The 18,092-nt window shown below is 71.5% G+C and carries 16 protein-coding genes; 4 read left to right on the top strand and 12 right to left on the bottom strand.

Going from position 1 to position 18,092, the window contains the following annotated elements; all coding sequences use genetic code 11:
- Positions 1-9: 9 nt before the first annotated feature.
- On the bottom strand, positions 10-1,092 hold the full coding sequence (gene dapE / locus ACTMO_RS0103190; RefSeq protein WP_026448823.1) for a succinyl-diaminopimelate desuccinylase: 1,083 nt from the start codon (positions 1,090-1,092) through the stop codon (positions 10-12).
- A gap of 97 nt (positions 1,093-1,189) precedes the next feature.
- Here dapE and dapD point away from each other — a divergent pair, with 97 nt between their 5' ends.
- On the top strand, positions 1,190-2,179 hold the full coding sequence (gene dapD, locus ACTMO_RS0103185; RefSeq protein ID WP_019853214.1) for a 2,3,4,5-tetrahydropyridine-2,6-dicarboxylate N-succinyltransferase: 990 nt from the start codon (positions 1,190-1,192) through the stop codon (positions 2,177-2,179).
- A 123-nt stretch (positions 2,180-2,302) separates the two neighbouring features.
- Positions 2,303-3,313 (top strand): CHAD domain-containing protein, encoded by a 1,011-nt coding sequence (locus tag ACTMO_RS0103180; protein ID WP_019853213.1) that lies wholly within the window; start codon positions 2,303-2,305, stop codon positions 3,311-3,313.
- 118 nt (positions 3,314-3,431) lie between these two features.
- Here the strand turns inward: ACTMO_RS0103180 and dapC are convergent, their stop codons facing one another.
- From dapC to ACTMO_RS0103120, 11 genes are all read right to left on the bottom strand, one after another.
- Entirely contained in the window at positions 3,432-4,508 is a 1,077-nt protein-coding gene (dapC, locus tag ACTMO_RS0103175; protein WP_026448822.1) for a succinyldiaminopimelate transaminase, read from the bottom strand.
- A 68-nt stretch (positions 4,509-4,576) separates the two neighbouring features.
- Positions 4,577-4,897, bottom strand: coding sequence for a ferredoxin (fdxA, locus tag ACTMO_RS0103170; RefSeq protein WP_019853211.1), 321 nt, complete (start codon positions 4,895-4,897; stop codon positions 4,577-4,579).
- 405 nt (positions 4,898-5,302) lie between these two features.
- On the bottom strand, positions 5,303-5,683 hold the full coding sequence (locus ACTMO_RS0103165) for a hypothetical protein (RefSeq protein WP_019853210.1): 381 nt from the start codon (positions 5,681-5,683) through the stop codon (positions 5,303-5,305).
- Positions 5,680-6,582, bottom strand: a complete 903-nt coding sequence (gene mshB / locus ACTMO_RS0103160; protein ID WP_026448821.1) for an N-acetyl-1-D-myo-inositol-2-amino-2-deoxy-alpha-D-glucopyranoside deacetylase — start codon at positions 6,580-6,582, stop codon at positions 5,680-5,682. Before mshB ends, ACTMO_RS0103165 begins: the two co-directional genes overlap by 4 nt.
- Before the next feature lie 97 nt (positions 6,583-6,679).
- Positions 6,680-7,891, bottom strand: coding sequence for a threonine synthase (locus ACTMO_RS0103155; protein WP_019853208.1), 1,212 nt, complete (start codon positions 7,889-7,891; stop codon positions 6,680-6,682).
- Positions 7,892-8,000: 109 nt separating this feature from the next.
- A complete protein-coding gene (locus tag ACTMO_RS0103150; RefSeq protein ID WP_033401670.1) occupies positions 8,001-9,701 on the bottom strand; it encodes an ABC transporter family substrate-binding protein in 1,701 nt (566 codons plus the stop codon).
- A gap of 182 nt (positions 9,702-9,883) precedes the next feature.
- Positions 9,884-11,791, bottom strand: coding sequence for a translational GTPase TypA (typA, locus tag ACTMO_RS0103145; protein WP_019853206.1), 1,908 nt, complete (start codon positions 11,789-11,791; stop codon positions 9,884-9,886).
- Between the two features lie 533 nt (positions 11,792-12,324).
- A complete protein-coding gene (locus tag ACTMO_RS0103135) occupies positions 12,325-12,630 on the bottom strand; it encodes a YciI family protein (protein ID WP_019853204.1) in 306 nt (101 codons plus the stop codon).
- A gap of 164 nt (positions 12,631-12,794) precedes the next feature.
- Positions 12,795-13,586 (bottom strand): (deoxy)nucleoside triphosphate pyrophosphohydrolase, encoded by a 792-nt coding sequence (locus tag ACTMO_RS23615; RefSeq protein WP_019853203.1) that lies wholly within the window; start codon positions 13,584-13,586, stop codon positions 12,795-12,797.
- A 72-nt stretch (positions 13,587-13,658) separates the two neighbouring features.
- The gene (locus tag ACTMO_RS0103125; RefSeq protein WP_051099011.1) at positions 13,659-15,050 is read right to left on the bottom strand and encodes a sensor histidine kinase; all 1,392 of its coding nucleotides are present in this window, start codon (positions 15,048-15,050) and stop codon (positions 13,659-13,661) included.
- A complete protein-coding gene (locus tag ACTMO_RS0103120; protein ID WP_019853201.1) occupies positions 15,047-15,754 on the bottom strand; it encodes a response regulator transcription factor in 708 nt (235 codons plus the stop codon). The genes ACTMO_RS0103125 and ACTMO_RS0103120 overlap by 4 nt, the downstream gene beginning before the upstream one ends.
- Before the next feature lie 261 nt (positions 15,755-16,015).
- Between ACTMO_RS0103120 and ACTMO_RS0103115 the strand changes: the two genes are divergently transcribed.
- Both ACTMO_RS0103115 and ACTMO_RS0103110 read left to right on the top strand, forming a co-directional pair.
- A complete protein-coding gene (locus tag ACTMO_RS0103115; protein ID WP_019853200.1) occupies positions 16,016-17,110 on the top strand; it encodes a LolA family protein in 1,095 nt (364 codons plus the stop codon).
- A complete protein-coding gene (locus ACTMO_RS0103110) occupies positions 17,110-18,087 on the top strand; it encodes an ABC transporter ATP-binding protein (RefSeq protein ID WP_019853199.1) in 978 nt (325 codons plus the stop codon). The genes ACTMO_RS0103115 and ACTMO_RS0103110 overlap by 1 nt, the downstream gene beginning before the upstream one ends.
- Positions 18,088-18,092: the final 5 nt, after the last annotated feature.

The raw sequence follows: 18,092 nt of genomic DNA, 5'->3' as shown, positions 1-18,092 counted from the left end.
GGGCTCGCCTCAGCCGGATCCCAGGGCGCGGCGCAGCACCCCGGCGCAGTGGCGGATCTGGCTCGCCGCCACGTGCTCCTCCCTGGTGTGGGCCAGCGTCGGCGAACCGGGCCCGAAGTTGACCGCGGGCATCCCCCTGGCGGCGAACCGGGCCACGTCGGTCCATCCCAGTTTCGCCACCGGCTCCGTCCCGGAGGCCTCGACGAGTTCGGCCGTGGCCGGCTGGCTCAGTCCCGGATGTGCGGACCTGGCCGCGTCCACCACGGTCACCTCGAAGTCGTGGAAGATCTCGCGTACCCGCCGCTGTGCCTCCTCCAGCGAGGTGTCCGGGGCGAAACGGTGGTTGACCGTCACCACGCACTCGTCGGGCACGACGTTTCCCGCCACCCCGCCACTGATCCCCACGGCCTGTAGCCCCTCGTGGAAACGCAGCCCGTCCACTTCGGGACTGCGCGGCTCGTACTCGGACAGGCGGCGCAGGATCGGTTCGGCGGCGTGGATCGCGTTCGAGCCCATCCAGGCGCGCGCGGAGTGGGCCCGCCGCCCCTCGGTGCGCACCTCCACCCGCAGGGTGCCCTGACAGCCCGCCTGCACGGAGGCGTCGGAGGGCTCGCACACCACGGCCAGCCCGCCGTCCATCCAGTCGGGCAGGTCGCGTTCGATGCGGTTGAGCCCGTTGCGGTCGGCCGAGACCTCCTCGCAGTCGTAGAACACGAACGTCAGATCGTGGCGGGGCTCCTCCAGGGTGGCCGCCAGGTGCAGCATCACCGCGTCGCCGCCTTTCATGTCCACGGTCCCGCAACCGTGCAGTACCTCGTCCTCCCCGCTGCCGGTGCGGCTCAGCGGGAGGTTGTCGTTGACCGGAACCGTGTCGAGGTGGCCCGCCAGTACGACACGCGAGGGCCTGCCCAGGTTGGTGCGCGCCAGTACCGCGTTGCCGCTGCGGGCGATCTCCAGCCCACCGGCCCGCTCCCGCAGCGCCCGCTCCACGGCGTCGGCGAGGCGCTCCTCGGAGCCGGAGACGCTGGGGATGTCGACCAGGGCGGCCGTGAGTTCCACTGGGTCGGCGGTGAGATCCAATCGCGGCGTCACGGCGGGGACGATACTCCGTGCCGGGATCCGCCGACATCCTCCGTCGGGCCGCCACCCCCTGGGAGAGGATGGACGGGTTCCGACTACCGTTTGCACCATGAGCACCCCAACCACTCCCGATCCGCAGCACACCGGTGCCCACGGTGTGGGAATCGCGACCGTCACCGACGACGGGACCGTGCTCGACACCTGGTTTCCCACGGTCCGTCTCGGGGAACCGGAACAGGTCGGCAGCAGGCGGCTGACCTCCGAGGAGGCCGTCGAGGCACTGGGGACGACCGGGGCGGAACTGCTCGGGCGCGACGAGGCCCGCGGCGTCGAGGTCGTCGCGGTGCGCACCGGTATCGCCCGGCTCGCCGACACCCCCGCCGACACCCACGACGTGTACCTGCGGCTGCACCTGCTGTCCCACCGCATGGTGCGACCCCACGGCCAGAGCCTGGACGGGGTGTTCGGTCTGCTGTCCAACGCCGTGTGGACCAACCACGGCCCGTGCCCGGTGGAGGGGTTCGAGTCCACCAGGCTGCGCCTGCGGGCGCGCGGGGAGGTCACGGTCTACAGCATCGACAAGTTCCCCCGCATGGTCGACTACGTGATCCCGTCCGGGGTACGCATCGGCGACGCCGACCGGGTCCGGCTCGGCGCGCACCTGGCCAGCGGCACCACGGTCATGCACGAGGGCTTCGTCAACTTCAACGCGGGCACGCTGGGGGCCTCCATGGTGGAGGGGCGTGTCTCGGCGGGTGTGGTCGTCGGCGACGGTTCGGACGTCGGCGGCGGAGCCTCGATCATGGGCACGCTGTCCGGCGGGGGTCGTGAGGTGATCTCCGTCGGGGAACGCTGCCTGATCGGTGCCAACGCGGGGTGCGGCATCTCGCTCGGAGACGACTGCGTCGTGGAGGCCGGGCTCTACCTCACGGCGGGCACCAAGGTCACCCTGGAGGACGGCACCCTGACCAAGGCGGCCGAGCTCTCCGGATCCGAGGGACTGCTGTTCCGCCGCAACTCCACCACAGGAGCGGTGGAGGCCGTCGGGCGCACCGGCGGCAAGGTCGAGCTGAACGCGGCGCTGCACGCCAACGACTGATCCTCCACCAGGGGCGTCGCGCCAGCGCGCCCCGCACGGTGCCCCTCCGTGGCTTCCGGGGTGACACCGAGAACGTCCCGTCGAGGGCGGCGGAAGTCCGGCCGGGCGAGCTATTCTCACCGTGTGTCCTCGCCCGGCGCTCGAAACGACGGTCCGTCGGAGTGGAAGGACGCCGCGACCGTCCTCACCGGAGCCGGACTGCCCACCGACCCGGTACGGGCGAGCGGGGACCGGCCGTTCGCCGAGCACGTTCGGGCCGCGCTGGACCGGTGGACCCGCCTGCTGGCCGCTCGCGAGGCGGGGATCCTCCGGGGGCGGGATCCCGAGGACCTGCACCGGGGACGGGTGGCCGTGCGGCGGATGCGCGCGGTGCTCCGCACCGGCCGGGACTCGCTCGACCGCACGTGGTGTTCCGGGTTGCGCGCCGAGCTCGGATGGCTCGGCCGGGAACTCGGGCCGGTGCGGGACCTGGACGTGCAGCTGGCCGAGCTGGACCGCCTGCGCACAGAACTGGAGCAGGCCCGGATCCCGGCACTGGAACAGCTTCGCGCCGCGCTGGGCGAACACCGCGAGCACGCCCGTTCCGAGCTGCTGGAGGCCCTGCGTACTGAGCGCTACCGGGCACTGCTCGTCTCGCTCGCCACGGCCGTGCGGGACGGGGTCCCGGCGACCGGTGCCGCGGAACCCGGGGCGCGGGTCCTGCGGCGGAAACTGGGCGAGCAGCTGCGCGCGGTGCACGAGAAGGGCCGGGACATGCCGGCCGCACCGGAGGACTCCCGGTTGCACGGACTGCGCATCGCAGTCAAACGGCTGCGCTACTGCGCCGAACTGGCCGTGCCGGTGCTGGAGGAGGAGCCCCCTCGACGGGTGATGACCGCCGCCGAGCGGTTGCAGGACGTGCTCGGGCAGCACCAGGACGCGGTGGTCACCGAACAGTGGATGCGGCGGCTGGTCGGGGAGGGAACCGCGCCGGGGCGGTCCCGACGGCTCGGCCCCGAGTCCGTGCTGCTCGCCGAGGAAGTGGTGCGGCGGTGTCGTCTCCGACGGGAGCGGCTGCGGACGGGATGGGCGGAGCACTGGCGTGAGCTGGTGGACACGGCCGCCGCGTGGTCCGAGCACGCCCGTCGGCAGTGACCGGCTCGCCGTTCCGGAGTCCCGACACCTCGGATTCCGCGCTGTGTGGTTCCGGTGGCCGCCGCAACGCCGACTATCCGGGCGGGCGGCACCTCTCTCGACGGGCCGAGGGCCGTTTTCAGCCCCGCAGGCGCCGTACGGCCGCCTCGATCCGTTCGTCGGAGGCGGTCAGCGCGATCCGCACGTGCCGCTGCCCCTCGGGGCCGTAGAACGTGCCGGGGGCCACCAGGACCCCGCGTTCGGCCAACCACCGCACCGTCTGCCAGGCGTCCTCCTCGCGGCTCGCCCACAGGTAGAGACCGGCGACCGAGTGGTCCACCCGGAAGCCCGCCTCCTCCAGCGCGGGACGCAGCCGTTCGCGCCTGGCCGCGTAGCGCGCACGCTGCTCACGCAGGTGCTCGTCGTCGGAGAGGGCGGCGGTCATGGCGTCCTGCACCGGGCGCGGGACGATCATGCCCGCGTGCTTGCGCAGTTCCAGCAGTTCCCCCACGAGCGCGGGGTCGCCGGTGACGAACCCACCCCGGTAGCCCGCGAAGTTCGAGGTCTTGGACAGCGAGTGCACCGCGAGCAGCCCCTCGAAGGAGCCGCCGCACACCTCCGGGTCGAGCACCGAGACCGGTTCGGCCTCCCAGCCCAGGGCCAGGTAGCACTCGTCGGAGACCACCACGGTTCCGCGTTCCCTGGCCCAGTCCACGACCTTGCGCAGGTGTTCGGCCGGAAGGACCCTGCCCGTCGGGTTGGAGGGGGAGTTCAGCCACAGCACGGCCGGGCCAGCGGGACCCAGGGAGTGCGTGGCGTCCGTCCGGACGATCTCGGCCCCGGCCAGTCGGGCTCCCGCCTCGTAGGTGGGATAGGCCAGTTCCGGGATCACCACCGTGTCACCCGGGCGGGTGCCCAACAGGCTCGGCAGCCAGGCCACGAACTCCTTGGAACCGATCGTGGGCAGCACGTCCTCCGGGTCGACACCGTGCACCCCGTGACGCCGTGCCAGGGCCGCCGCGGCGGCGGCACGGAGCTGTGGGGGGCCGTGCGTGGCCGGGTAGCCGGGGGAGTCGTCGGCGGCGCGGAGCGCCGCGCGCACCACGTCCGGGACCGGGTCGACGGGCGTGCCCACCGACAGGTCGACGATTCCGTCCGGGTGCGCACGGGCCGTCTCCCCGGCCGTCGCCAGCGAGTCCCACGGAAACCGCGGCATCCCCCGGTGGCGGGATCCGTACGCCCTGCCACCGGTGTTCGCCGTACCCTCCGACGAACCCTCGGGACTCATTCGCCCTGTGGGGGAAGGCTGGCGATGGGCTCGACGTCCTTGTTCACCTTGCCGACCTTGGCGGCCCCACCCGGCGAACCGAGATCCTCGAAGAAGTCCACATTGGCCTGCGTGTAGGCGGCCCACTCCTCGGGCACGTCGTCCTCGTAGTAGATGGCTTCGACCGGGCAAACCGGTTCACAGGCCCCGCAGTCGACGCACTCGTCCGGATGAATGTAGAGCATCCGCCCGCCCTCGTAGATGCAGTCGACGGGGCACTCCTCGATGCATCCCTTGTCGAGCACGTCGACGCAGGGCTCGGCGATCACGTAGGTCACGGTAGCTCTCCTGCTCGGTACGTTTTCTCCTCCCGCGCCGGATCCGCGCGGCTGCCGCCCAGTATCCCTCGGAGGCGCCCCGCGCACACAGTCGGTTCCACAGCACGGGAGCGTGATCGAGGGTACGCGGCCGTGGGTGCGGAGGTAAACGGCACCTCCCGGCCGGGCCCCGGCGGGATCGCCCACCGGGTTGACATCCCGCCCTGCGGGTCGACCGGCCGCCGATCGAGGGGCGACCACGGCACGGACGGGAACGTTCTCCCAGGTGATCGGCGATGCCGGGAGCAACGGGGCCAGCTCCGTGCCCGTTCCGGCCGGCTCCGCCGGTGACCGCGGGTCCGATCCGGAGCGACCCCGCCACCGAGGACGTGCCGTTCGCCACACCCTCTCCCGAAGAGCCCGTGCTCAGCCCGGATACGAGTGTCTGCCGCGCACGATCCCCAGCATCGCCGCCGCCGGGAGGGTTCCGCCGCCGATGAGCAGATAGCTCCGCCAGTCCTCGGCGGGCAACAGCATGTCCCCACCGGGGCCGAGCGTGCCCAGCACGAAGACGGTTGCGAACCACGCCACCAGCGGGGCGGCGGCCGCCAGTCCGCCGGTGGAGAACCGCGCCGCGAGCGAGACCAGCATCGGATTGGTGACCACGGCCACCGCCACGGTCACGGGAAACTGCACACTGCCGAGGTAGGAGGGCAGGAAGAACAGTTCGAGCACCGCCAACAGCACCGCGTCCAGCACCAGCACCGCCAGCGTCACCCGGTCGGCCCACGTCCGTAGCCCGCTCATCGCCGCTCCAACGGGGGCCCGCCCGCGACGTCGAGCCCCTCGAACAGGTCGGTCCGGGGTGCCCCCGATCCGCTGCCGAGCACGTAGTACTCGCCGCCCAGCACCGGTTGACCGATGCCGTTGGACAGCGCGTAGGCCGCGGCGCCGGAACCCTCGTCGGTCCAGAGGCTCACCTGGGTGCGGTGCGCACGCAGGGCGTCGAGCTTGGCCTCCAGCACGGGAGTGATGTCGATCACCGTGTCCACGGTCGCGTCGTCCACGGTGGGCAGATCGTCCTCACCGGCCAGGGTGAACGGCACTCCCTCGACGGCGGCCAGTTTCCGCAGCCCCTCCCGCACCGCGGAGGCGGCGGGAGCGGCGTAGAACACCCTCTCCACGTCGGGGACCCGTTCGACGGCCGCGAGGGTGATCTCGTGGGCCCGAACGTGGTCCGGATGCCCGTATCCCCCGTCCGAGGCGTAGGTGACCACCACCTGGGGACGCACCTCACGCAGGATCCTCTCCAGCAGGGCGGCCTGCCGGCCGAGCTCGTCCGCCACCAGGGCCCTGGGGTGGGTGTCGGCGGTGGCCCCGGCGGTCCTGCCGTATCGCTGCCAGGCCATCCCCGAGTCACGCCAACGCCCCATGCCCCCGAGGAAACGCTGGTCGGAAATCCCCAGGGCGGCGCAGGCCGCGTTCAGTTCCCCGACCCGGTAGCCGCCGAGCTGGTCGGCCCCGGCGGAGTCGAGCCCGCGCAGTTCCGGGGGGATGACCTCCCCTTCCTCGCCGAGCGTGCAGGTGACCAGGGTCACCTGCACTCCGGCCGCCGCGTAACGGGCTATGGTGCCGCCGGTCCAGAGGGTCTCGTCGTCCGGATGCGCGTGTACCAGCAGTAGACGCGGTGCGGTCGTCAACGTCACGCTCCCAGCCTAGGACGGTCCCGTCGGAGTCCGTGCGTCCTCCTCCCACCCGGCGGGAACGGCACGAACCCCTCGGGGGTCGAGACAGCGCGGAGGCTCAGCGGAACGCGGCGGGTTGGTGCGAGGCACGCGAGGTCAACAGGGCCACCACGTCCCCCGTGCCGTTCCGACGCAGCCGCCGGGCGGCCACCAGGGAGGCGGCCGAGCTGAGTTCGGCCGCGAACCCGGACCTGCCCAGCTGCGCGGTGGCCGACCGGAGCTCCTCCTCCGAGCAGACCACGGCGGTGCCCCCCGACTCGCGCAACACGCGCAAGGACATCACCGTCGCCTGCGGGTTGCCGATGGAGACGGCCAGACTGTCCGGGTCGACCTCCTGCTCCGGCGGAAGCTCCAGCCCGTCCCGCAGCGCCACCGACAACGAGGGGTAGCGTTCCGCGGCGATCATGCGGGGCAGCCGGTCGATCACGCCGAGATCGTGCAGTTGGCGGAACCCCGCCCACAGTCCGGCGAAGCCGTCGCCGCGGGAGACCGGCACGGTCACCGCCTCGGGGGCGGTGCCGAGGTCCTCGACGATCTCGTAGGCCATGGTCTTGTAGCCCTCGATCCCGACCCACAGGCTGCTCACCGGAACCGCCGAGGTGTTCGTCAGCACCGCCCACCCCTGCTCCTCGGCCCGGCCGCGCAGGATCTCCCACCGCTCGGCCGCGTCGGAGGCGAACAGCATCCTCCCGCCGTGCAGTTCGACGAGCCCGCGCCAGACCTCCCCGATGTCCGGGGTGGCGACCACCACACACTCCAGCCCGGCCAGCGCTCCGTAGGCGGCCGCCGAGACCCCGGCGTTGCCGCTGGAGGCCAGCGCCACCGTCTCGTAGCCGTACCAGGCGGCCCAGGAGACCGCCGTGCTGTAGAAACGGTCCTTGAAACTGCCGGTGGGGTTGCGGCGCTCGTCCTTGACCAACACCCGCTCGGACCGGTGTGCCCCCTCACCGGGCAGCTCGACCAGGGGAGTCGCCCCCTCCCGCATGGTGACCACGTGTTCGGGAGGGATCGGCAGCAGCTCGCGGTAGGACCACATCCCTTCCCCACGCGCTCTCCATCGACGTCGTAGTGAGGCACCGTCCAGGCCGGACAGGTCGTACTCGGCCAGCAGCGCCGAGGGAATCCCCCGAGCGCGGCAGTCGAGGCAGCCCTCCGTGTCGTAACGCGGTTCGGTGCGGGCTCCGCAACGGACGCAGCGCAGCCCACGCGGCCACGTGTACCCGCCGGTGCCGAGCCCGGGCTCATCCGATTCGGTCACTGTGGACGACATGGGCGGGGCTCCCTTCCGGACCGGTGTGGTGTCCGCACAACAATGCACCACTTCCCACACCGGAGGCCATCGTTTTCCGGCCGCCGTGACACGGCGGGTGTCCGCGGGATCACCAGTCGTAGCTCTCCCCTGGGGTCCCGATCCACTCTCCCACCGTGCTGAACGGGGTGGCGAAACCGGGACCGTCCTCGACCCCACGCAGTTCGCGGCGGACGGCCAACACCCGGGTCTCCTGGTAGAGCGGCAACGCCAGCGCACTGGACCACACCACGGGCTCGACGCGCCCGGACGCCCGGGCGAAGGGGATCCGTCCCGTCGTGGCCGCCTCGATGGTGGGTTGCAGCATCCGGTCGCAGAAGCCGGTGGGGTTGAACGTGGCCGTACTCCCCGTGTCCGGGTCGACCGAGGGGCATCCCCACTGGGCGGCCAGGGTGGAGGCGGGATCGGCGCTCACCGGACGCGGCGCCACGGCCAGGTCGATCCCAGCGGACTCGGGAGGGTCCATGCGCCGCGGATCCGTGGGCAGCATCGTGCGGTAGAGCTCGTCTCCCTCGGGGGTGATCACCGTGGCCCCGATGTCCTGGGCGGCGAGCTGGTCGGCCACGGTGTTGGCCACGGCCTCGTAGGACTCCTCCTCGAACTGGGCGGCGATCACGAGATTCAGCGGGGTCCCGTCCCGCACCCAACTTCCGTCGGTGTGCTCGTAGCCCGCCTCGCGGAGCAGCGTCCGGACCCGCTGCGGGTCCGGTGAGTCGGAGAACTCGCCGGCGGGTTCGGTGGCTGAGTATCCGGGCTGGGAGGGGGCCAGCACCTGCGCGTGGGCACGCCGCTCCTCGTCCGGGCCCCCACCGGTTCCCGTGCTCACCAGGGCGTTGCGGTCCAGTGCGGCGAGCACGGCACGGCGGACCCGGACGTCGTTGAGCTGCGGACTGCTGCGCCGCAAAAACAGGGTACTGACGAGCGGCCGGGGCAGCGTGATCAACCGGACGTCCTCGCCCAGTCCCCGCAGGGCGCGCATGGTCTCCGCGTCCGGATCGAACATCCCCAGCTGCACGTTGCCGCTGCTCAGCGCGTTCAGGTTCGCCTGTCGGTCGGCGGCACGCACCACGATACGGTCCGACTTGGCCGGCTCCGCCCAGTAACGCTCGTTGCGCATCAGCACGATCTGGCCCCGGTCCAGGTCGAACTGACGTATCGCGAACGGACCTCCCGAGGCGGGATAGCCGTCGTCGAGGGTGTCCTCCCACCCGCCGGGGGCGTCCTTGACCAGGTGGGCGGGCAGCAGGTGGTCGAACAACGACTTCCACCCCGGGTAGGGACGGTCGAAGGTGACCAGCACGGTCTTGCCGCCCTGCTGGGAGCGCACGTCGGAGATCATGCGGTAGCCGACCGGGTTGACCACCCCGTCCTGGCTGCGCATCTGTTCCCAGAGGTACACGAAGTCCTCGGCGGCTATCGGCGCCCCGTCCGACCATCCCGCGTCGGTGCGGATGCGGTAGCGCACCGTGAACCTGTCGGTGTCCGGCACCACCTCGGCCGAGGTCATCAGCGTGGTGTTGAGCACCTGTTCCCCGTCGGGGCCGGGCACGAACACCGAAGGCAGCATGAGTTCGGACAACGCGTCGGTGAGCTGCGACTGGTCCGCCAGCGCGTGCGGGTTGAAGCCGCCTTCGAGTTTCTCGACCCCCGCCACGACCACCCGGGGCTGGGGCGGCTCGGTGGGGGGTTCGGAGGTCGGCTGCGGAGTGGTCGAGCTGACCAGCGGCGGCGGTGGCGCGTTCGTGCACCCGCCCAGCACGCTCAGAAACACCAGCACCAGTGTCGCGGCGGGGAACGGACGAAACCGGCTTCGGTACACGCTGGTCGAACCTCCGTTGCGGATCCGGCCGCATACCCCGGGCGAAGCGACCGCGGGGCCGGAAACGGCAGTGAATCCCCACGACCATCCCACACCCGGCTCGCCCTCCCGGAGCAGCCTCACCGCCCCGGCGGTCAGCTCTGCGCGTCCCGCGACTTGGCGCGGGAACGCTGCCTGCCGCGCTGGGCACCGTCCAGGGTCACCTTGCGTACCCGCAGGGCCTTCGGCCCGACCTCCACGCACTCGTCGGCCGAGCAGAACTCCAGGGCCTCCTCCAGGCCGAGTTTGCGGGGGCGGGCGAGCCGTTCAAGCTCCTCGGCCCCGGCCGAACGCATGTTGGTCAGCTTCTTCTCCTTGGTGATGTTGAGGTCGAGGTCCTCGGCGCGCGGGTTCTCCCCCACGACCATGCCCTCGTAGACCTCGTCACCGGGTTCGACGAAGAAGGTTCCCCTGTCGGACAGCTGCATCAGCGCGTAGGTGGTCACCTGTCCGGCGCGGTCGGCCACCAGCGAACCGCTGTTGCGGCTGCGGATCTCCCCCGCCCAGGGGGAGTAGTCCTCGAAGACGTGGTTGGCGATACCGGCGCCCCTGGTCTCGGTGAGGAACTCGGTGCGGAAACCGATCAGCCCCCGGGCCGGGATCACGTACTCCAGTTTGATCCGCCCGGTGCCGTGCCCGTCCATGGTCTCCATCCGTCCCTTGCGGGAGGCCAGCAACTGGGTGACGGCCCCCAGGTGCTCCTCGGGGATGTCCAGCCAGAGCCGTTCGAACGGTTCGCACAGCTTGCCGTCGACGGTCTTGGTGACCACCTCCGGCTTGCCCACGGTGAGTTCGAAGCCCTCCCGGCGCATGGTCTCCACCAGCACGGCCAGGGCCAGTTCCCCACGTCCCTGGACCTCCCAGGTGTCCGGGCGTTCGGTGTCGACCACCCGGAGGCTGACGTTGCCGACGAGTTCGGCGTCCAGCCGGTTCTTGACCAGGCGCGCGGTGACCTTGCTCCCGCCGTTGCGTCCCGCCGTGGGGGAGGTGTTGGTCCCGATGGTCAGCGAGATCGCCGGGGCGTCCACGGTGATACGGGGCAGCGGTTCCGGGTTCTCCGGATCGGCGATGGTGTCCCCGATGTTGATGTCGGGGATCCCGGCGACGGCCACCAGGTCCCCCGCCGAGGCCGACTCGGCGTTGACCCTGTCCAGGTTCTCGGTGACCATCAGCTCGGTCAGCCGCACCTTCTCCACGCTGCCGTCCTCCCGGCACAGTCCCACGGTCTGTCCCTTGCGGAGTTGTCCGGCGTGGATCCGGCACAGGCCGATGCGTCCCAGGAAGGAGGAGGCGTCGAGGTTGGTGACCAGGGCACGCAGTGGGGCCCGCGGGTCGCCTTCCGGGGCGGGGACGTGCTCGAGCAGGGTGTCGAACAGCGGGGTCAGGTCACTCTGCGGGACCTCGCCCGTCTCCGGGGCTTCGAGGGAACAGCGTCCGTCCCGGGCCGAGGCGTAGACGACGGGGATGTCCAGCACCGACTCGTCGGCGCCGACGTCGGCGGCCAGTTCGAGCAGCAGCTCGTGGGTCTCCTCGACGACCTCGGCCACCCGGGAGTCCGGGCGGTCGACCTTGTTCACGACCAGGATCACCGGCAGTTCGGCGGCCAACGTCTTGCGCAGCACGAACCTGGTCTGCGGCAGTGGCCCCTCACTGGCGTCGACCAGCAGCATCACGCCGTCGACCATGGACAGCCCGCGTTCGACCTCACCGCCGAAGTCGGCGTGGCCCGGGGTGTCGACGACGTTGATGGTGACCGGCCCCTGTTCGGTCATCCGGTGGATCGCCGTGTTCTTGGACAGGATCGTGATGCCCTTTTCCCGCTCCAGGTCGTTGGAGTCCATCACGCGGTCGACGGGTTCGGTGCGCTCGGAGAACGCTCCGGACTGCCGGAGCATGGCATCCACCAGGGTGGTCTTGCCGTGATCGACGTGCGCGACGAGCGCGATGTTGCGCAGATCGGTGCGGGTGCGCTGGTTCGGGCTGGCGACACTGGTGGCGGACACGCGGGAACTCCTGGCTTCGTACGGGTCGGGTGCAAAACGGCGTCGTTCGAGGAGCGGCCCGTGATTCGTGCGGCTGGAACCGGTGGGCCGCGGCCGTCGTGGGAATCGAACACGTGCGTGGCACGCCCGGCGTGCCCATCTCCGACGGCCGGATATCCCTCACCAGGGTAGTGCACCGTCTCCCGCGCGGTGTCGTGTGGCTCGCCACCACGCCGGAGACCTCCGTGTGACGCCCGTCCTGTCCGGGATGTCGTCACCCGTCCGGCACGGGCCCGTCGGCCGGGGCTCCTCACCGGTGTGCAACACCGGCGTGGAACGAGGTATTCCACGTTCCCGTTCGGAAGCTCATCCGGGAAAGGAGAGCCGGGAACGTCGCGAACCGGATGAAAGGCGAAAAAACGGCGACGGTCCGGACTTCTTCCGGGAGAACTCCGAACCGCCACCGTCGGGAACGGCCAATTTTCGAAATATTTTCGGATAACTCCGGAGCGGGACTCCGGATCCCGAAGCCACCCACCGGAGCGACCCGTTCCTCACTCCGCCGGAGTCAGGTGATCCGCGTAATCGGCCAGCTCCGGGATGGTCCGCAGCGCCTGGAACTCGATCACCTCGTGCTTGGCCACCCTGTGCACCACGAAGGGATCGGTGGCCAGCACCGCGTCCAACTGCCCCCGGGACATCGAACGCGCGATGATCACCCCTCCGGTACGGGGGTGCCGCCGACCGGAGGCGATGAACTCGCCGGAATCCTGATGATGCGCCAACCAGTCGGAGTGATCGGCCAGCAACGCGTCCACCTCTGCCAGAGGTGCGGTGTAATGAACCAGAACCACGTACATTCTTCGATGATATCCCCGTCGAAGATCCGTGACGAGCCGATGGAGCCGCGGAACACACCATCCGAGCAACGAGGGAACGCTTTTCCGGCAAATACGAAAAATGATCGCGACCCTTTTTCGCGAAATGTCCGGAAAATCCGCGCACCTTCCGGCCCCCACGGGGATCACTCCGACAGGGCCCGGCGCTGGTCCTCCTCCACCACCCCACGCATCGCGTCGAGCAGCAACCGGTCCGTGGCCAACCAGTCCACCTCGGTCAACCCCTCGGCATCGAGCCAGCGCACCGCGCGGTGCTCCACCGGCCACGGAACGGCGTGGGGATCCGCCAGGGTGGCCAGGTAACCGTGCAGCAGCATCCCCGGCTCGCCCGGGATCGGCACGTCGGTGCCGAACCTCCCCGCGACCCGCACGTCGACGCCCAGTTCCTCGCGGCACTCCCGCACCACGGCCGCCGCCTCGTCCTCGCCCGGTTCCACGCGACCACCGGGCAGTTCCCACCGCCCGGCGTGCCGGGCCGGATAGCACCGCTGCTGGGCGAGCAGCACCCCCTCCTCCACGACGGCCGCGCCCACCACCCGGGGACGGTCCGCCCACGCCTCGGCCAGAGCTCCGACCCGCTCCAGGTACGTCTCCCACCACGGCCGGAACGGGGAGGGGCCCTCCCGTCCCCGACAGCGCACGGTCACCCCGGCACCCGAGGATTCCGACTCCACCACGACCCCGAGTTCCTCGGCCCCCTCCGGCGCCCCCACCACCGTCAGGGACAACCCCGTCTCGTCGGCCGCCCGGACCGAGACCTCCCGCACCGGATCGGAGGCGGGGAACTCCTCCAGAACCAGCCGGTCCCCGACGACCAGCAACTCCCCCACCGCCGTCACGGGACGTCCCCGGAAGGCCTCCAACACGCTGCGGGTGTGCCGCACCGCGGCGGCCGCCGTACGCGGAGCGGCCGTCACACGAACACCGTGAACCGTCACGAACCACCATCGTGCCCGCCCCGGCCGGATCCCCGGAGACGGGGCGGCGGCTCACTCGGCCGAGCCCGCCGAGGGCCAGCGCACCTCGATGCGGGCCCCTCCCTCGGGTGCGGAGTCGGCACGCACCGCCCCACCCCGTCCCCGCACCGTTCCGGCGACCAGGGCCAGTCCCAACCCGGCACCGCCGTGCTCACCGGCCCGGGAGGGATCCACCCGGTGGAACCGGTCGAACACCTTCTGCCGGTGCTCCGGGGGGATGCCGGGTCCGTCGTCGTCGACCACCACCCGCACCACGTCCGCCGCCGGCAACACGCTCACCCGAACCAGCGCCCGCGCGAAGCGCGTCGCGTTGGCCAGCAGATTGTCCAGCACGGTGGACACCTCGGAGGGAGTCGCCAGCACCGGGGCCGTGAGGAACGGAGTGACCAACCCGATGCGGACCCCCTCCCGCCCGGAACGCGCCCGTTCCACGGCCGACCACGCCGCCGCGACCAAATCCACCGGTTCCCCCACAGGCCGGGCCCCCGCCTCGGCGCGGGCCACCGCGAGCAACCCGTCCACCAGCTCGGACAGCCGCAGCGCCTCCTCGGAGATCTCACGCAGTGTCTGTTGGGCCAGCTCCGGGTCGGGGTGCAGCACCGCCACCTCGGCCTGAGTGCGGATCGCACCGACCGGATTGCGTAGCTCGTGGGCGGCGTCTCCGGTGAAACGGCGCAGCCGCTCGGTGTCGGCGTCCCGCCGGTCCAGCATCTCGTTGGTGGCCAGGGCGAGCCCGCGCAGCTCGTCGTCGGCCTCCGGCACCGGCAACCGCCGGCCCGCAGGCAGTTCCGCGGCGGCCAGCCGCATCCGGCGCACCGGGCGCAGGGCGGCCCGCACCGCGGCCCAGGTGGCCACCGCGACGAACAGCACGCCGCACAGCGCTCCCGACACCAGCACGTGGTCCGCCGTCGAGCGCACGTCGTGATAGACGGCCAGCTCGCTGCGCGCCAGCACGAGCAGCGGCCTGCCCGAGGGGTCGGGCACCACCGTCCCCCGCCAGCGGACCCGGGAGGCGTCCCCGCCGGGAACGCCCCGGCCGGTGACCCCCTCACCGGTCTTCAACGTGTTGATCTCCCAGGGACGCAGGCCGGTGGGCCCCAGTCCGTCCACGGGCTCCCCGGCGGTGTTCAGCACACGAACACCACCGGGTGTGGCCACCTCCCGAGCAGCGGTGCCCGTGGACAGCGCGGAGGCGGCCCGCCGGGCCTCGGTACGCAGTCTGGTGTCGATCGACTCCAGGGACAGCCACCCCAACAACGTCCCGCTGATGACCACCAGCACGGTCACACCGACCAGGGCGGCCAGCGCGGCCACGAGGGTGACGCGGGCCTGCACGGTGCGTCGGTCCCACCAGCCCCGTACCGTCCGGACCACCGGGCGCCGCCGGCGACGCCCCGGACTCACGGCCGCTCCACCGTGTAGCCGTGCCCGCGCACCGTGCGCACCACCTCACCCGCCCCGACCGCGTCGAACTTCCGCCGGAGGTAGCCGATGTAGACCTCCACCACGTTACGGGTGACGTCCTGGGCACCGCCCCAGACCTCGCTCAGCAGCTCCTCCTTGGTCAGCACCGTCCCGGGCCGCGCCGCCAGCGCCACCAGCAGCTTGTACTCCCTCGGGGACAGGGCCACCGGCTGGCCCGCCCACCGGACCCGACGTCCGGAACGGTCGATCTCCAGGTCCCCCAACGTGAGCACGTCCGGCTCCGTGCCGGTCCCGCCTCGGCGGGCCAGCGCACGCACCTGGGCAGCCAGCACCACGAAGGAGAACGGTTTCACCACGTAGCCGTCGGCTCCCAGGTCGAACCCGTCGGCCTGGTCGAACTCGCCGTCCTTGGCCGAGACCATCAGCACCGGCGTGCGCACGCCGCGTTCCCGCAGCAGTTCCAGGACCCGGTAGCCGGACAGTCCCGGAAGCAGCACGTCCAGCAGGATCACGTCGAAGGCGCCGGTGGAGCCGAGCCGCAGCGCCTCGGTGCCCTCCGCGCAGCCGGTGACCTCCATCCCCTCCGCCGACAGACCGCGGCACAGCGCCGAACGCATCCCCGTCTCGTCGTCGACCACCAGCACCCGGGTCACCGCACCGTCCTCGTTCACGGCCACCAGCATGCCCGTCCTCGGGGCCGACCACATCGGGGAGAGTCCCCAGTCTCCCGGAGACCGCGACTCACGTGTCCTGGGCGCACGGCCACCCACTCGCTCTCAGCGCGATCTCAGTTCGGGGGGTGCAACCTGAGAGGTGACGTCCGCGAGGATGTCGGTGTGGGGACCTCCGGGGCGAACACCGCCCGGATGTCCCGCCGGCATCCGGACCTGTCGTGGCCCACGACACCAGGCAGGGGCGGAAACCGCAGAACCGAAGGGAAACGGATGAGACGCAGGAGCATCGCGCTGACCGCTTCGGCCGGGATCGCGGCCGGAGCCCTCGGGCTGACCTCACTGGCCTTACCCGCGGGCGCGCAGAATCCGCGCCTGCCCACCACCACTCCCCAGGAGCTGGTCGCCTCCGTGCTGGAGTCCGGGCGGGCCCCGGCGATGGCGGGCACGGTGACGGTGCACAACCGGCTCGGCCTGCCCGCCCTGCCCGGTACGGAGGAGGCGGGCGAGTTCCTCTCCGGCGGTCAGAAGTCCCTGCGGGTGTGGTCCGACGGGGAACGGGGCTACCGGATGTCGGTTCCCACCTCCCAGGGCGAGGTCACCGTGGTCGACGACGGCAACACGGTGTGGAAGTGGACCTCCTCGGAGAGGACCGTCGTCAAACACCACACCGGCGAGGGCGAGCCGGGGACACGGCGGGACGACACCCCGGCCGAGAACCCTGCCGAACTCGCCCGCGGGCTGGTCGGGAAACTGCGGGACAGCAGCGAGGTGACCGTCGACGGGACCACGAGGGTGGCCGGCGAGGACGCCTACGAGCTGGTGCTCACCCCCGATCCCGGCGAGCGCACCAAACTGCGCGAGGTCCGTGTCGCTGTGGGCGCCGAGCACCGCATCCCCCTGCGGGTGGAGGTCAACACCAACGGCTCCGGGGAACCGGCGCTGAGCGCGGGCTTCACCCGACTCGACTTCGGCCGTCAGGATCCCGAACTGTTCCAGTTCACCCCGCCGGAGAACGCACGGGTGCGCACGGCCGACCCCGAGGAGGGCAACCACCCGGAGGGGGAGCAACGACAGCGGGCGAACTCCACCAGCCGACTCGTCGGGGACGGCTGGGACACGGTCGTGGTGAGCGAGCTTCCCCGGCAGGCGACGCGGCAGGAGGACACGGCGGAGCGCGAGCACGCCGGCTCCCCCGAGAACCCGCGTGGCATCCTCGACACGATCGGCGAACCGATCAGCGGCTCGTGGGGCCACGGCAGGGTGGTGGACACCGCCGCAGGAACGGCCGTGATCACCACCGACGGGCGCGTGGCCGCCGGGGCCGTCCCCCGGCAGGTACTGACCGAGGCACTGAGGAACTCGTGATGGGCGAAGCCGTCGACACGGCTCGGGCGGGGGCCCACGAGGCCCCCGCCTCCGCGCGGGAGACGGAACCGGCACTGCGCACCAGATCGCTGCGCAAGACCTACGGACGCACGGTCGCCGTGTCCGATGTGAACCTGACCGTGCCCCGGGGAGCGGTGTTGGGGATGCTCGGGCCGAACGGCTCGGGCAAGACCACCACCATCCGGATGCTGCTCGGCCTGACCGAACCCACCTCCGGTTCCGTGGAACTGCTCGGACACCGGATCCCCGAACACACCGGACGCGCCCTCCCCCTGGTGGGGTCCCTGGTGGAGGGGCCCGGTTTCCACCCCTTCCTGTCCGGCAGACGCAACCTGCGACGGTGTGCCGCCGTCGAGCCCGGGCTGTTCGGCTCCGACACGGACACCGCCGTGGAGCAGGCCCTGGAACGGGTCGGACTCTCGGAGGCAGCCGAGCGCAGGTACCGCTCCTACTCGCTGGGCATGAAACAACGCCTCGGGCTGGCCGCGGCACTGCTGGTCCCTCGGGAACTCGTGGTGCTCGACGAACCCACCAACGGCCTGGATCCGGCGGGCACCAGGGAGATCCGCCGGGTCATCGCCGACCTGCACGCCGACGGGACCACGGTGATCCTGTCCTCCCACCTGCTGTCCGAGGTGGAGAACACCTGCACCCACGCCGCGGTGCTGCGTGAGGGCACACTGATCGCCCAGGGGGCGCTGGACACGCTACTGGAGTCCACGGGTCCCAGCCTGCTCGTGACCGTCGCCGACACCGAGGAGGGACTGCGCGCGTTGCGGGAGGCGGACCTGCCCGTGAGCCAGGAGAACGGGGACCTGCGTGTGGACCTGTCCGACAACCGGGCGCCGGAGGTGATCGCGGCCCTGGTCCGTGCCGGGGTGGAGGTCCACGAGGCCAGACGGGAACGCGCCGGGCTGGAGGACATCTTCGCCCGACTCACCGAGGGGGAAACGTGAACGGG

Source organism: Actinopolyspora mortivallis DSM 44261 (assembly GCF_000384035.1).
Classification (GTDB): Bacteria; Actinomycetota; Actinomycetes; order Mycobacteriales; family Pseudonocardiaceae; genus Actinopolyspora; species Actinopolyspora mortivallis.
Note: the sequence above shows the minus strand (reverse complement) of the source record. Positions and strands in the feature narration are given on the sequence as shown.